The 14,062-nt window shown below is 58.3% G+C and carries 11 protein-coding genes and 1 pseudogene; 9 read left to right on the plus strand and 3 right to left on the minus strand.

The window, feature by feature from the left end; all coding sequences use genetic code 11:
* Window positions 1-89: 89 nt before the first annotated feature.
* Window positions 90-1,787, minus strand: a complete 1,698-nt coding sequence (locus XARJCFBP2528_RS01800; RefSeq protein WP_039809535.1) for a sensor domain-containing diguanylate cyclase — start codon at window positions 1,785-1,787, stop codon at window positions 90-92.
* Between the two features lie 154 nt (window positions 1,788-1,941).
* On the opposite strand from XARJCFBP2528_RS01800, the gene XARJCFBP2528_RS01805 reads away from it, so the two are divergent.
* From XARJCFBP2528_RS01805 to XARJCFBP2528_RS21870, 7 genes are all read left to right on the plus strand, one after another.
* Window positions 1,942-2,190 (plus strand): hypothetical protein, encoded by a 249-nt coding sequence (locus XARJCFBP2528_RS01805; protein ID WP_026064779.1) that lies wholly within the window; start codon window positions 1,942-1,944, stop codon window positions 2,188-2,190.
* A 51-nt stretch (window positions 2,191-2,241) separates the two neighbouring features.
* A complete protein-coding gene (locus XARJCFBP2528_RS23120) occupies window positions 2,242-2,478 on the plus strand; it encodes a hypothetical protein (RefSeq protein WP_126750688.1) in 237 nt (78 codons plus the stop codon).
* A gap of 651 nt (window positions 2,479-3,129) precedes the next feature.
* Window positions 3,130-4,617: a DUF6538 domain-containing protein gene (locus XARJCFBP2528_RS01810; RefSeq protein WP_039809532.1), complete on the plus strand. Its 1,488-nt coding sequence runs from the start codon at window positions 3,130-3,132 to the stop codon at window positions 4,615-4,617.
* 361 nt (window positions 4,618-4,978) lie between these two features.
* Window positions 4,979-5,899: a DNA adenine methylase gene (locus XARJCFBP2528_RS21855; RefSeq protein WP_087962409.1), complete on the plus strand. Its 921-nt coding sequence runs from the start codon at window positions 4,979-4,981 to the stop codon at window positions 5,897-5,899.
* Window positions 5,896-7,680, plus strand: coding sequence for an AAA family ATPase (locus tag XARJCFBP2528_RS21860; protein ID WP_080591404.1), 1,785 nt, complete (start codon window positions 5,896-5,898; stop codon window positions 7,678-7,680). The genes XARJCFBP2528_RS21855 and XARJCFBP2528_RS21860 overlap by 4 nt, the downstream gene beginning before the upstream one ends.
* Before the next feature lie 2 nt (window positions 7,681-7,682).
* A complete protein-coding gene (locus XARJCFBP2528_RS21865) occupies window positions 7,683-8,978 on the plus strand; it encodes a 5-methylcytosine restriction system specificity protein McrC (protein ID WP_157789098.1) in 1,296 nt (431 codons plus the stop codon).
* A 164-nt stretch (window positions 8,979-9,142) separates the two neighbouring features.
* Window positions 9,143-11,080, plus strand: a complete 1,938-nt coding sequence (locus XARJCFBP2528_RS21870; RefSeq protein ID WP_157789096.1) for an HsdM family class I SAM-dependent methyltransferase — start codon at window positions 9,143-9,145, stop codon at window positions 11,078-11,080.
* A gap of 313 nt (window positions 11,081-11,393) precedes the next feature.
* Here the strand turns inward: XARJCFBP2528_RS21870 and XARJCFBP2528_RS01825 are convergent.
* A protein-coding gene (locus XARJCFBP2528_RS01825) for an IS3 family transposase (RefSeq protein ID WP_155410685.1) occupies window positions 11,394-12,538 on the minus strand; the annotation gives its coding sequence in 2 pieces (ribosomal slippage) (window positions 11,394-12,301 and window positions 12,301-12,538; 1,146 coding nt in all).
* Between the two features lie 41 nt (window positions 12,539-12,579).
* Window positions 12,580-12,747 (minus strand): hypothetical protein, encoded by a 168-nt coding sequence (locus XARJCFBP2528_RS01835; RefSeq protein WP_162200814.1) that lies wholly within the window; start codon window positions 12,745-12,747, stop codon window positions 12,580-12,582.
* Between the two features lie 85 nt (window positions 12,748-12,832).
* On the opposite strand from XARJCFBP2528_RS01835, the gene XARJCFBP2528_RS01840 reads away from it, so the two are divergent.
* Complete coding sequence (locus XARJCFBP2528_RS01840) at window positions 12,833-13,252, plus strand: phage terminase large subunit family protein (protein ID WP_016905074.1); 420 nt, start codon at window positions 12,833-12,835, stop codon at window positions 13,250-13,252.
* Window positions 13,252-13,869: pseudogene (locus XARJCFBP2528_RS01845) on the plus strand (phage portal protein); the annotation flags it as partial. The gene XARJCFBP2528_RS01840 and the pseudogene XARJCFBP2528_RS01845, both read left to right, overlap by 1 nt.
* Window positions 13,870-14,062: the final 193 nt, after the last annotated feature.

Consider the following 14,062-nt stretch of genomic DNA (forward strand, 5'->3'; position numbering starts at 1 on the left):
GTCTGCGCGGGCACAAAAACGCTTGTATTGGAGGGCACGGCACGAAGGTATGCCTGCAGGCGCAGATTCAATGCCGATAACGGCATGCCTTAGCCTGCAGCCGGGGTGCCCGCACTCACCACCTGATTGCGTCCGGCCTGCTTGGCGCGGTACAGCGCCTCGTCCGCGCGCCGCAGCAACTGCGCCATATTGCCTGCATGTTGGGGAAAGCTGGCCGCACCGAACGAGGCGCTGACCTTCGGCAACGAAACGCCATCGGCCATCACCTGCAGCGACTCGATGCCGGCACGCAGCTTCTCGGCCATCCTGCAGGCGGTCGCCAGATCGACTTCCGGCAGGATGATCGTCAGCTCCTCGCCGCCGTAGCGGCAGCAGATGTCTTCGCCGCGCGTCTGCGCCAGCAGGAATTCGCCGATCGCCGCCAGCACGCGGTCGCCGCCGCTGTGGCCGTGCAGATCGTTGAACTGCTTGAAGTGGTCCACGTCCAGCATCAGCACCGACAAGGGTTGTACCCGCCGCGTGCAGCGCGCCAGTTCGTGATTGAGCGCCTCTTCGAGATAGCGGCGGTTGTACAGACCGGTCAACGGATCGCGAATGGATTGCTGGCGCAGCGTTTCGCGCAGGCGCAGGTTGTGCAACGCCAGCGACAGTTGTTCGGCCGCGGCCTCGGCCACGGTCAACGAGGCCAGATCGCGCGGATCCTCACTGCGTAGCGCCAACATCCCCAACTGCGTCCCCTGAGCCGATAACGGGATGCAGGCGGTGCTCGCATGCGCCGGGAGATTGGCGCCGACATGTTGGCAGAGCATGCCCTGGCTGGCGTCTTCCACCACGTGCGTGCGATCGCGACGCAGGGCCCAGCAGGTGTCCGGGGCGATGCTGGCGTTGTCGTCGTCGGCCATCGTGCCCCAGGCCACCACCTGCTCGGCACGATCGCGCGAGGCGCGCAGCAGATAGACTGCGCCGGCCACGCCCGGGATCAGCGGAGCGATCGTGCGTGCGGTGATTTCCAGCGCCTCCTCGGCATTGCGGCAGTTCTGCAGCAGGCCCGAGTAACGTGCCAGCGCCTCCAGCCCCGCCGACGTGCGTTCGAGCGTGGCGAGCGATTCGATCAGGCGCTCGTTGGTCGCGCTGGCCGCGTCTTCGGCGAGCACGCGTCGTTCCAGTTCGCGCGACAGCAGTCGGTAGGCCAGCAACATCACCAGCAAGCCGCTGAAAATCCCGACCACCGTGACCCACAGCACCAATTGTGCGCTGCGCGTGTTGGTGTCGGTGCGCGTTACCAATAGGCGGCGCTCCACTTGCGTCATGGTCTGCACCTGGCGGCGCAGCGAAGACGAGGTCTGGAACACGCCACGTGCGATCGAAGCACGCGCACCATCCAGGCCCTGCTTGCGATAGCTGTGCAAAAGGTCGTTGATCTGCACCAGGCGCAAGTCCACCAGGCGTCCAAGCGCCACAACGTTGCGTCGCTGAACCGGGTTGTCCTGCACCAATGCATCCAGCCGCACGATGCGCTCGGGCAGTCGTCCAATCGCATCGGCGTACACGCCGAGAAACGCTTCGTTGTCGGTCAAGACATAGCCACGCGCCGACGACTCCGCCGACAGCACCCCGGCCTGGATCTCGTCGATGCTGGCGATCACTTCCTGCGTATGCGTCACCCAGCCGGCATCGGACAACGAACGTTGCGCGGTGAAATAACCGACCACTCCGATCAGGACGAAGATTATCCCCCCTAGCAACAAGGCGCCGGCGGCGTGGCGTTTTGCTTTTTTGGTCAACACCGTGTTTCCCCCACACCGATTATCTGTTGAAGTCCGATGCAAGACGCGTGCCCATGCTCACTTCGCTTGCCAGTCAGCTGCGGGAAGGGGTTGAAGTCGCTCTGGCGCCGGCACGGCGGTATCCTTCGCGTTCGTCATCGAGCCGGGTAACAGATTGGTCATTTTTCTAGGTAGCTATCAATTGACCTGCCGCGCTGCTCAGGGCGATGGCCCCAGTCGCGGCTGGGTTGCCGACTGGCATATCGCCCTGATTGGTGCCGCAAGCGCCGGCGACCTGGCAGGCAGCGTCCTCTCCGCCACGTTTCCCGATCACCGCAGCGCCATGGCCGCCGCCCGCGTTGCCGGCATGGTGACGCTGGAAGCCATGCACGCCGAAGCGCAACGGCAGCTCGAATCCGCCTGAGACGCATGCGCGTCTGGTCGCATCGACCAAGCCGGCACTCCTCAGCGCCAGATGAGCTGGCACACCGTTTGCTTCCGTTCCGGAAGAACGCTGGGGAGCGTCTTCGACGGAAGCGACATGCAAGAGCCCAACAAAAGTGCCCTGGTCCTGCTGCAGCAGGAAGCCACCGAACTGCTCGCGCTCTTCGATCAACTGCGTGGCGATGCAGTGCCGGCGCATGACGCGGACAACGTCGTCGCAACCGCATCTGCCGAACGCACCGAACAGACCGTCCACGTCACTAATTGACTCAGCAGGTAAGCCTGCAGTCGTCTGCGATGCACGGGCTGCAGGGCAACACGCGATGCGGCATTCTGTCAGCGCCATGTCGCTGCTGATCATGCGTCACCACGGCAGGGTATCGCCCATGAAAAAGGCCGGAAGTCCTCTGCATCGAGGAGTCCCGGCCTTAGTCGGTCGTCTTAGGACCGTTGTTTGGTGGAGGTGGGCGGAGCCTGAAGACGCCCTTACGCAAGCCATTGACCCTAAAGCATTTCGGGTCTTCCAGCTAAGCTTGCTTTGATACCTCAAATGATACCTAAAGTCCTGGGCTGAGGAAGTGGGGAATGGCGCTGCCGATCAGGTGCGGCAAGCCAGCCGGCCGCACCGCTTGATCGGTAGCCCCCTCTGAGATGGCTGCTCAGCAGTCCAGCTTGCTGCCGCGTCTTGGCTTGCCGCACTCCGAGACCGATGCCTCAGGGCCTGGCGATAGGCCAAGTCCACGGCTGCTGACAGCGGCTCGCGCAAAGCGAAGCCGCAACCTTGACCACCAGTTGCCTCCGGCGATAGTGCTGGCCCCGCACTCGGTTTGAGAGGTTGATCGGTCCGCGCTGTCGTCGTTTTCGGAGCCCAACAGGGGTTCCAAGGGAGGCAAGGCAGTGCGCAACCGGTTCGTTGTTGATGCGTATCCCTCAGTATTTGTCGCGTTCGTTGCCCTCCGGTCGATGGTCCTTTCGGCAGCGGGTTCCCGCTGACCTCCAACCGCTGCTTGGCTTGCAGGCGATCAAGCGCACCTTGCACACGACCGTTTTGGAAGAGGCGCAACTGCGCGCGGCCACCTTGGCATCGCACTACGAGCGGCTGTTCGCGCGGTTGCGGGACGACGGGTTGGATCAGCGCAGTCAGGCAGACGCTTCCGCCTTGGTGGCATCCGCCTCTGCTGCAACACCCTTCCGCAACCTGACCTTGCATCGAACCAGGACGCCAGACGGAACGGTGCATGAGCGCTGGCAAATCGACAGCACCAAAGGCGTGAGGCTGTTTCGAGAACTCCACGAAGGCCTCTGCTCGGAAGGCGAACGACCAGTCCCACTGCCGGCGTCGCCACTGGCCATCGCAGCGTATGCCGCCAAGCTCGGCTCGACCCTTGAGCCAATGACACTTGGGAAGGCGCGGCATGCGTGGTTGGCGACCTTGAAGGGCCGCACGGTGCCCAAGACCTATGTCATCAAGAAGTCGGCCATCCAAGCATTGGTGGACTACCTGGGTGAGAAGACGAAGATCCAGACGATCACGCGGTCAGACCTAGCTCGCTGGTATCAGCAGATGCGGAAGGAGGGCGCGTCCACGCCGACGCTGACGAACAAGCAGAGCTACATGGGCGGGAAGGGAGGATTTTTCGATTGGGCCATGGTCTCCGGTCACTACCCGCAAGGCGACAATCCGGCCAAGGGTCATGTGAGCTATTCGGCAAGGGAACGGCGGGCTCGACGGAAGCTTGGATTCAGGGCTTTTGACCATGAGCAAATTCAGGCAATCTTTTCCCCCGTCAATTTTCCATGGCTCTCGCCGAATGCGCGCTGGGCGGCGCTCATCGGGCTTTACACCGGGGCGCGCGCCTCCGAGGTTGGGCAACTGCTGGTGGCGGATATATTCAAGGAGGACAACATCCCTTGCATCCGGATTTCGGACGAAGGAGAACATCAGAAGGTCAAGACCGAAGCGAGCTTGCGCACGGTGCCGATGCATCCGGATTTGCTGGGACTAGGGTTTTGGGACTGGGTGGAGAGCCGAGAGGCTGCTGGTCACAAGCGCTTGTTCCCCCAGGCCAAGGCAGACGCCATGAACGGGCAGGGGAACTGGATCACGAAGGCGTTTAGCCGCTATCTGGGTGAGATTGGCAAGGACTGGCCTAAGGCCAAGCGTGGGTTCCACTCGCTTCGCAAGTCGATGATCCAGGAATTGCAAGGGGCTGGGTGCTCCTCAGAGCTGCGCGCGCAGATCGTGGGTCATGAATTGGATGACGAGCACCATGCGGCATATAGCCGTGATTTCACCGTTGCAGAAAAGCTCAATGGTTTGAGCAAGCACTCCCCCGGCTTGGGGCGGCTCGGATATGGGCTCAATGGCGCTGCCCTTAGTGTCCATCTTCTAAAAGCTACGCGCTAGCTAGTCTCAGCCTGTGATTCTGCCAGGCTCCATGCTGCAAACAGGTGGCCGTGCGTGCATTGAAGGAGCGAGTTTGAGCCTGTATCGTCTACACATTGTAAAGACAAGGGTGAGGCGCATGTCTGAGCGCAAGACAGAGGTCGTGAATCTGAGGATGAGCCCCCGGGTTAAAGAGCTTCTGCGCGAAGCAGCTGGTCGGGAACATAGGACGTTGTCCAACATGTTAGAGGTTCTCATCGAGGGATATTTTGACGCTGAGAACCATGCGGATGTATTTCCATCATCTGGTCGTAAGAGTCGTGCGACTTCTGAGAACTCAACAAGTATCGACGTCAGTCGTGCACATAGCGGTTGAAAAATAATGAACGAAGCTATTTCCCACTTTTTGTCCGTTCAAGATGAAGAGCTGGGGTCTATTGCAGGTGAAGAATTGGGGCTTTCAGATGTCCTTTATGATCGGCCTCAATGTAAGCCTTTCTTGCGGTGGGCAGGTGGTAAAACACGATTGTTGAGTGCAATTCTTCCACATGTTCCGAAAAATTTTAGAAATTTCCATGAGCCATTCTTAGGCTCCGGCGCAATTTTTTTTGCGGTTCGATCGCGTGCACAGCAGTGCTATCTATCTGATCTAAATGGTGAACTCATTAATCTTTGGCGGGCAGTGCAGGCGAGGCCGCGCGCGCTCTTCAATCGCTTTCAACCCTACCTGGATAGGCAGGGAGAGGATGAGTATTATGTCATCCGCGCCGAAGCTCCGACGCAAGCTCTTGAGCGTGCCGCTCGATTCTTTTATTTGAATCAGACTTCATGGAACGGACTTTGGCGCGAAAATCGCTGGGGTGTTTTCAATGTGCCTTGGGGAGCGCGTGCTTTTAGGGGTATTGAATTTGCATCTTTGAAAGCAGTGGCAGATACCTTGAAGGATACGGAAATCGTTGAGCAGGATTTCCGCCAGTCAATCAGTCGTGCACAGCCTGGCGATTTTGTCTATTTGGATCCGCCATACCTGCCCATTTCTGATACCAGTAAATTCGCTGGCTACAACGGGAAGCGCTTCCGAATAGCCGATTTGGAAGAGCTGGCTTTTTTATGCGAAGGCCTAACCAAGCGAGGTGTGCATTGGATTGTTTCAAATAGGGACAATGAGCACATTCGTAAAATTTTCTCTCATGCCAAGGTTTATTCGTTCACCACGCGTCGCTCTGTCTCAGCTCAGGCCAAGCGACATATTCAGCCTAAGGATTCGCCAGAAGTCATTGTTGTAGGAGGGCCGAATCGATGAGCCAGCAGCGCGTTCGTGCCGTGATCTTTGCGCGATACAACCTGTCCAATTTTAAGGCGCTCTACGGGCGCTTGCGGAGCAGCAGTAGTTACAGCAAGGACTATTTTCAGATTAATGCAAAGGCAGCTTCGATAGTTGCTGATGCGCTAGGATTTGCTGGCGATCGAGTCAATCTTTCCTACGCTTGGCCCGATGGCGGTCAGATAGACGGCTACCTTCTATTTTCTTCCGACCGTCCCCACTTGGGATGGGAAACGAACAAGCCACCTTCTCCTTGGCGTGTCGGTCAGCTCGGCTCAAATCCGGAAACCAGCTTGGAAGGGGCTGCTGATTTGCAAACGGAGGCCGATGCTAACGCAGTGTTTGATGCGATAAATGGCCGCAATACGAAGCCTTGGCTAATTGCTGTAAAGCTGGCGGGTGAAGGCGCTAAGCTTCATACGCGAGTTTACTTTGAAAACCCACCATCCGAATTTCAAGATCGCGGATTGGATCAGCTCCCTTCGGAAGTTATGGTTGCAATCAACGCTCTGCCCCCAAGTGCTGGGCTTGGAGCGATTGGATGGGAAGAACCCAAGAAGCGGGAGCCTCGCGCTCCGGGTGTCGTCAAAGCGGTGCTCGAAGCGTTGGAGCGCGAACCGAATGTGCTCCTTGTCGGCCCGCCGGGAACCGGCAAGAGCGTCGCTTTGGAAGATTTGCGAGAACACTATCGATCAATTCCCAAGGCTCCGCAATTTGATCCAGATTCTTGGCCTGGCAACTGGACCGATGGCTCCGAGGTGGAACAAGAGACTGTTTCTGACTTGCGAAGCGAGGCTTTGGTTTTTCACCCCGCGTATAGCTATGAGCAGTTCGTAGCCGGACTCTTTCCTAGCTCAACCAGTAAGGGCGCAATCAAGCTTGAAGCTAAGGCTGGGCCGCTGCTGTCTTTGGGCCACTGGGCTTCCGCTGACCCTGGACGAAAGGCGCTCTTGATTTTAGATGAGTTCAATCGTGGTTCGGCTGCTGCGATTTTTGGCGACACGCTTGGACTTTTGGATGGCGATAAGCGTTCTGGCGCGGGAAGGGCTGGGTCATACATCTCCCGTCCTTATCCCAACCAAGAGATGATGGTTGCCCCGATTTACAGGCGGGACCAGGCAGAAGAGGAGCAATTCGATTCAGAATTGAGGCTCCCGGCAGGGCTTCACATTGTGGCTGCGATGAATAGCACTGATCGCTCAGTTGCGCCCCTTGATGCTGCAATGCGTCGCCGTTTTAGCGTCATTCGAGTGGGTCCGGACTATGATCTGTTGATGAGACGCCTGCTTGAAGATGTCGGGAACGCTGACAGGGATCTTCCTTCAAGCCAGAGCGCTGACGATTGGACACCGGATGATGTCGCGTTGCTTGCTGTTCGAATTCTTCGAACCCTTAATGACCGCATCGAGTTTTGCTTAGGTGAGGATTTCTTACTAGGACATGCTCTCATTTGGAATGCGGGTATAGGCGACACTGCTGAGCGTTTGCGCCTCCTATCCATTGCAATGGATACTAAAATCGTTCCGACTTTGCGCACGACGTTCCTTGATCAAGATGATGTTCTAGCAGTGGTGCTCGGAATCAAAGACTCAGCAGGGGTTTCCAGTGACCGGGAGGCTACCGAAGACACCTTAGGCTACTGGCGTTCGGCACCGTCTGCACTTGCTAGCATCGCTCCTAAGAGGCTCGTTTTACGAGAAATCGGCGCTTTCGATCCTGCGAAGCAACTTCGTATCTTGCTCGCCACTGCCCGTGATTGATAGTGAGGACTATCGAAGTCATTGAAGGGGTAGACTTTGCGCTATCCAATGCAGATGCAGAGCGACTGAGGGCAGCAGTAGAATTGCTTCGCCTTCAATTAACGCCGAGTTTCAAGCTGCTATATGAGCAGGGTGGGCTCCTGCGTCTGCAAAATGTGCTGGGGACCATTGATCTTGGGCGTGGTTTGACAATCCAAGTTTCGCCTAAGGTCAGCACCAATGAAGATTGGGCAACGGCCGTTGTCTCTCTTCTAACAGGCGACGAGGGCATCCATATCGCAGGGGAACGTAGAGCTGGGACGAGTCGGACGCATGCCACCTTGCTCGATGTTCTGGCTGACATCTACCTCAATCGGTTGGAGCGGGCTTTTCGACAGGAAGGGCCAATTGCCATCATGGAGCGTCGGAAGTCCGAGCTTCCTTACTTACAAGGGACACTGGATGTAAGTCGTTGGGCGCAGACGGCGTTGTGGCGTCCTCACATCTTTCCTGTCTCGCGGACACTTCTTGTATCAGACAATATCTTTACGCAGAACTTGATCTTCGTTGCGAAGGCTCTCGCGGCTGCGTCTACCCACTCACGCGTTAGCAATGGGTTGCGTCGATTGGTTCGAGATTTAGCACCAGGCAGTGGCTCGAATGGCACAAGTAGCCAGACCAGGGCGGGCTCGGCGCTCCCCGAGCAGTGGAGTGCTTATAAGCCTGCGTGGTCACTTGCCAATGCAATCCTGAGTAAGACTTCATTGTTGGGGGCTGCTGGGCATCACACAGGCTTTGGATTGGCGGTTGAGGGTTGGCCTCTTTTGGAGACCCTTCTGGAAAGAACACTACGATCGCTAGTCGCAGTTGCTGCTCGCCAAGGAAGAGCGCTTACTTATCAAATGCAGAGCAAGGTGCAGCTGCTGTCTCCCGTGGGTGTGGGTCGAGCCTTCAATCCGAGTGCTGACGCGCTTCTCGTTGAGGAGGGACGGGTGTTGGCTGCTTTCGAGGCGAAGTATGTCGCGTTTGACCAGCGAGTTCCTGAGCGAGGGCATATCTACCAAGCACTCAGCACCGCTGCTGCCTGCCAAGCACCGGTCTCCGTTCTGATCTATCCAGCAGCCTTTCCTCATCAGGTGTGGGATACTTGTGGGTTTGGTGACACTCCCAGGAAACTTGTGGCTGTTGGGTTAGATCTGTTCAAGTATCGCTCTCCCGTTCAAGCTGAGTCGCAGGCAATTGAGCTGCTTACATTTCTTGATGGTGTTGATGCAGAGCGGGACAACGCGAGTGATGCCTCGGTTGCCTCATCGCCATGACAGTAGCTTGGGACGCGGTATATCGGGCTGCTGATGTCGTTTGCCCAGAGGAGCCGCTTCGGGCAACTAACCTTTTGATTGCTGCTGCATCTCGCCATGGCGCGCGGGAAGGGGCAAAACGTTGGACTGGCGCGAATGCGCGATCCGCGATTCTCGAGTTAGCGTTGTCGCCCCTGTCTGATTTCGATGGCAACAGTCACGACTGGCAACATGTTGCCGAACTCGCGCTTAGCGCTTCTTTTTTGGGTAAAGCGCCGGAAGGGATGCACTCCTGGGCTGCTTCCTATCAGCGAGCATCCAGCACTCAGAAGAGCCTAGGTGCATATGCCACGCATGACGCGTTTGCCGCAGCGTTGGCGCGGATCACATTGGAGCCTCTGGCAGAGGATCGCATCCACCGAATAGTCGATCCCAGTGTCGGCGCAGGCAACTTGCTCCTCGCTGCAATCGAACAACGCGGCCGTCTGCGCAGTAGGAACCACCTCAAGCGCTTCATCCTCTCGTTGCACGGTGTCGAGCTTGATCCGCGTGCAAGGGAGCTTTGTTGTCTCTTGCTATGGCTAGCTGGCGCCGATGCCGGTGTGAGCCTTCAACAAGTCAGTGAAAATATCCGCTTGGATAACGCGCTCACGCGTGATTGGTGGTCCGAGCAAGAGCTGTATGACGTAGTTCTCATGAATCCCCCGTGGGAATCGCTGCGTCATAGCGTTGGCTTGGACGGCGACGAGGAGCGAGCGAGAACAATCACGCGCATGTCGGTCTGCGGAGAAGGAGCGCCTGGACTGCCGCCACTTTATAGCGCCCAGGGTAAAGGGGACCGCAATCTCTTCAAGGGTTTCGTTGAGCTTGTTCCTCATCTTCTTGTTGAGGGCGGCCGACTAGGTGCGGTTTTGCCGGCAGCCTTTGCGTCTGACGCGGGCATGGCGGAACTGCGAGAGCGCTATTTCCAACAATTCGAAATAGCCCGATGGACTGGCTATGAGAACCGTGCGGGATATTTTCCAATCGACGGGCGCTACAAGTTCGGTCTTCTGGCAGCGACGCGTTCCAATGCAGGCACTAAGCGTCTGTCGGTGCGCAGTTTTGCGACGGAGCCCAGCGAGGTTGACGCGCCCCATATCCCGCTCCGCCGTAGCGATATCGCCTTGATTGGCGGAAAATATCACGTCATTCCAGAGCTGTCGCATAAGCGTGAGCTGGATGTGCTTCGAACTGCTCTGAGTTCAGGCACTCCTCTGTTTGAGCCTGGTCCTCTGGGTCGGGTGCGCTATCGCCGCGAAGTTGATTTAAGTCTCGGAAGAGACCGCTTTCAGCATGTGAGCAAAGAGAGACTAACTAGGCTTAGGGATGGAACATTCCGCAATAAAAAAGGAGTTGTGCTTGCTCCTTTGATGGAAGGCCGTCTAGTGGGTGCATACGATTGTGCCCAGAAAAGCTGGGTATCCGGCTCTGGCCGCACTGCGGTTTGGGAAGAGAATGGCGCTAGGCCACTTGCGCTTTGCACACCACAGTATGTGATGCCTGTGGAAATGAACGCTCCGCCGCGCGTAGCGTTCTGCGATGTCACCGCTTCAACCAACACAAGAACCATGATTGCCAGCCTAGTGCCAGAAGGCTGGCAATGCGGTAACACGGCGCCAGTGCTTGAATTTCCAGACGCGCTGAGTGCGTATGCTGGTCTGGGCATATTGAATTCGATGGTATTCGATTGGATCGCTCGCCGCATGATCAGCGGGTTGCACCTAAACAAGTTCATCTTGGAGGCTCTCGTCTGGCCACGCGTTTCAGCAAGTCAGCTTGAACTAATCGCTGCCGCTGCTTGGAGCATTTGTGTCCACAGCCCTCGCGCTGGACTGTCTCCTCAGGAATTGCGCTCCCCGCCGTGGCACGCAACTGCAAAAAAGCTTCGGCCAATGGGTTACATTGAGGCTGCTTCTACTATTGAGATAATGGTAGCGGCAGGGCTCGGTCTCGATGTTTCGCATCTCAAAGTAATTTACGATCGTTCTGTTGATGAGCGTCGAGGGTTTTGGAGATACTTCACTGCCAATCCATATGCTTTGGATATCGTTGACGCGGCTAAGTTTAGCGCTTTGACCTAAGCGAATGGATGAGCTTGACGCTGCGGCTGACGCAAAAAAGGCCTTGCGCCTGCCCTCATTTGACTTTTATTTTTTTCATGCCAAGCACACGGGTTGTCAGCTGTGGATCCGGGGGCGGATCGACCTTAAAATCTATTCGGCTTAAAGAGCGATTCAGGAGTGCCTTCTGATGATCTAAGCGTGTGATGCGCTTTTGGGTGTTCTTCGCGAGAGGAATGGGCGTGAGTGACGGATCGTCACAGCAGTCGTATACATCCATGAAATCGATCGCGCAGTTGAGGAACGCTTGATACGCCCAGGGTTCCGTAGACACTCAAGACCCTCGTTGCGCGTAGCGCCGTTCAAACTCTACAGGGGACAAGTTGCCAGTTGAACCGTGGCGGCGGTTGGGGTTGTAGAACATCTCGATGTAGTCGAATACCTCGGCGCGAGCGGCGTCCTTGGTGGGATAGGTCCGCCGCCTGATCCGCTCGCGTTTGAGCAGGCCGAAGAAGCTCTCCACGGGTGCGTTGTCGTGGCAGTTGCCACGCCGACTCATGCTGCACACCAAGCCATGGGACGCCAGGAAACTGCGCCAGTCATCGCTGGTGTAGACAGACCCTTGGTCCGAATGAACCAAGCAACCAGCGTTGGGTTTGCGCCGCCACACCGCAGACAACAAGGCCTGCACGACCAACTCGGTGTCGGCCCGATCGCGCATCGCCCAGCCGACGACCTGCCTGGAAAACAGATCGATCACAACAGCCAAATACATCCAGCCTTCATGCGTGCGGATGAAGGTGAAATCACTCGCCCAGGCCGTGTCCGGCTCCGTCACGTCGAACTGTCGGTCAAGCAGGTTGGCAGCCGCCTTGCACTGCATCCCTCCATGGAAGCGCGGTTTGCGACCATAGCCCACCTGGGCACGCAGTCCCTCGGTGCGCATCAGCCGATGCACCCGATGGCGACTACAACGCTCACCTAGATCGCGCAGATCCGTGGTGATCTTGCGATGCCCATAAACACTGCCGCTGGCCAGCCAGTGGTGCTTGATTAGTCCAAGCAAGCGATCATCTTCCTTGGCGCGCTCACTGTCGGGCGAGCGTAACCAGGCGTAATAACCCGCCCGGTTGACCCGCAACACCCGGCACATCACACACACCCTGAATTCCCCGCAGTGGGCTTGCATGAAGGCGTACTTTGCCTTTACCCCTTGGCAAAGTACGCGGCGGCCTTTTTTAGGATGTCGCGCTCCTCGGTCACTCGACGCAACTCTGCCTTTAGCCGCCGAACCTCGGCGCTCTGGTCCACCTCGGCGCGCTGCACTACGCCAGGCTTGCCGAACGTGCGCAGCCAGGCGTACAGGCTGTGCGTGGTGACACCCAGCCGCTCGGCGACTTCTGCCACCTTGAACCCACGATCAGTCACTTGCCGGACCGCCTCGATCTTGAACTCATCCGTATACCGCTTGCTGCTCATAGACACCTCCGAATCAGCCATTTTCCATGGTCTTGGGATGTCTAGGAAACCCTGGGCGTATCACATCTTGGCGCGTCGTCGCGTTCCGCCTCGGCCTGGCGCTTTGCCTGCAGCGCGGTATCGCGGTCTTTCTGCGCAATGCTGACGCGCCGCTCCTGCCACACGCAGCCACCGACAAGCAGTGCAATCAGCGCCAGCAGGATGATCAAGCGCGTGACCATCAGCTCACGCCCAGGATCTGCAGGGCGCGCTGCGTGCGCGTGACGCGATCGCTATGGCCTTCGGGTCCGGGGCATGGACTTCGCTAAGCAGGCCGCCGAGATCGAGCGCATCACGCGCCGCTACTGGGTGACCTATATCGGCATCGACACCACCGGCATGGGCAGCGGTGTGGCGCAGCTGGTAAAGCAGTTCTTCCCGAATCTGGTCACCTTCAGCTACTCGCCCGAGGTCAAGACGCGCCTGGTGCTCAAGGCGTTCGACGTGATCCACAACGGGCGGCTGGAGTTCGACGCCGGCTGGACCGACGTGGCGCAGTCGTTGATGGCCATCCGCAAGACCATGACGGCCAGCGGCCGGCAATCCACCTTCACCGCTGGCCGCTCGGAAGAGACCGGCCACGCTGACCTGGCGTGGGCACTGTTCCACGCGCTGCAGAACGAACCGCTGGAAGGGCGCACCGCGCGCAACTCCGGCTTCATGGAGATCTCTTGATGTTGACCGACCAGCTGCCCGCGACCGCGCCTGCAGCGCCAGCCGTGCCTGCACGCACCGAGGCGTTCACCTTTGGTGACCCGACGCCGGTGCTCGATGGGCGCGGCGTGCTGGACTATCTGGAGTGCTGGCAGAACGGGCGCTGGTACGAGCCGCCGGTGGCGCTGGATGGCCTGTCCAAGACCACCCGCAGCAATCCGTTCCTGCAGTCCGGGCTGATCTTCAAGCGCAACATGCTGGCGCGCACCTTCAAGCCGCATCGGCTCCTGACGCGTGAGGCCTTCGAGCAGCTGTCGCTGGACTGGATCACGCTGGGCAATGGCTACCTTGAGCGGCACCGCAACCGCATGGGCGGTGCGCTGTCGCTGGCTGCGCCGCTGTCCAAGTACATGCGGCGCGGTATCACCGAGGGCGAGTACTTCCAGGTGCACACCTGGCACGACGAGCACGTGTTCGAGCCGGGCAGCGTGTTCCAGCTGCGCGAAGCCGATGTCGATCAAGAACTCTACGGCCTGCCCGAGTGGATGCCGGCGATGCAGTCCGCGCTGCTCAACGAATCGGCCACGCTGTTTCGGCGCAAGTACTACAACAACGGCTCGCATGCACCTCTAGTCATGGCTGGATCAATTTTACGGGGGGCTGACACACTCGTTACGACCGGTTCCCCCGCAATGTCGCTGACCCCACGATGCTCCGCAGGCAAACCTCGATCCTGTCGACGCGGCGGGCGGGAAGCGCTGGTGGGTGGTAGACCAGCCTTCGGTCATGCTCGAGAGCGGCGACCAGTTGACCAACGAGTGCGATAGCCAG

The organism is Xanthomonas arboricola pv. juglandis (assembly GCF_001013475.1).
In the GTDB taxonomy this organism is placed as follows: Bacteria; Pseudomonadota; Gammaproteobacteria; order Xanthomonadales; family Xanthomonadaceae; genus Xanthomonas; species Xanthomonas arboricola.

Excerpts from the sequence above, each read along its gene's own strand:
- XARJCFBP2528_RS21860 (WP_080591404.1), top strand. The coding sequence starts at position 5,896 with ATGAGCCAGCAGCGCGTTCGTGCCGTGATCTTTGCGCGATACAACCTG.
- XARJCFBP2528_RS23120 (WP_126750688.1), top strand. The coding sequence starts at position 2,242 with ATGAGCTGGCACACCGTTTGCTTCCGTTCCGGAAGAACGCTGGGGAGC.
- XARJCFBP2528_RS01810 (WP_039809532.1), top strand. The coding sequence starts at position 3,130 with ATGCGTATCCCTCAGTATTTGTCGCGTTCGTTGCCCTCCGGTCGATGG.
- XARJCFBP2528_RS01840 (WP_016905074.1), top strand. The coding sequence starts at position 12,833 with ATGGACTTCGCTAAGCAGGCCGCCGAGATCGAGCGCATCACGCGCCGC.
- XARJCFBP2528_RS21855 (WP_087962409.1), top strand. The coding sequence starts at position 4,979 with ATGAACGAAGCTATTTCCCACTTTTTGTCCGTTCAAGATGAAGAGCTG.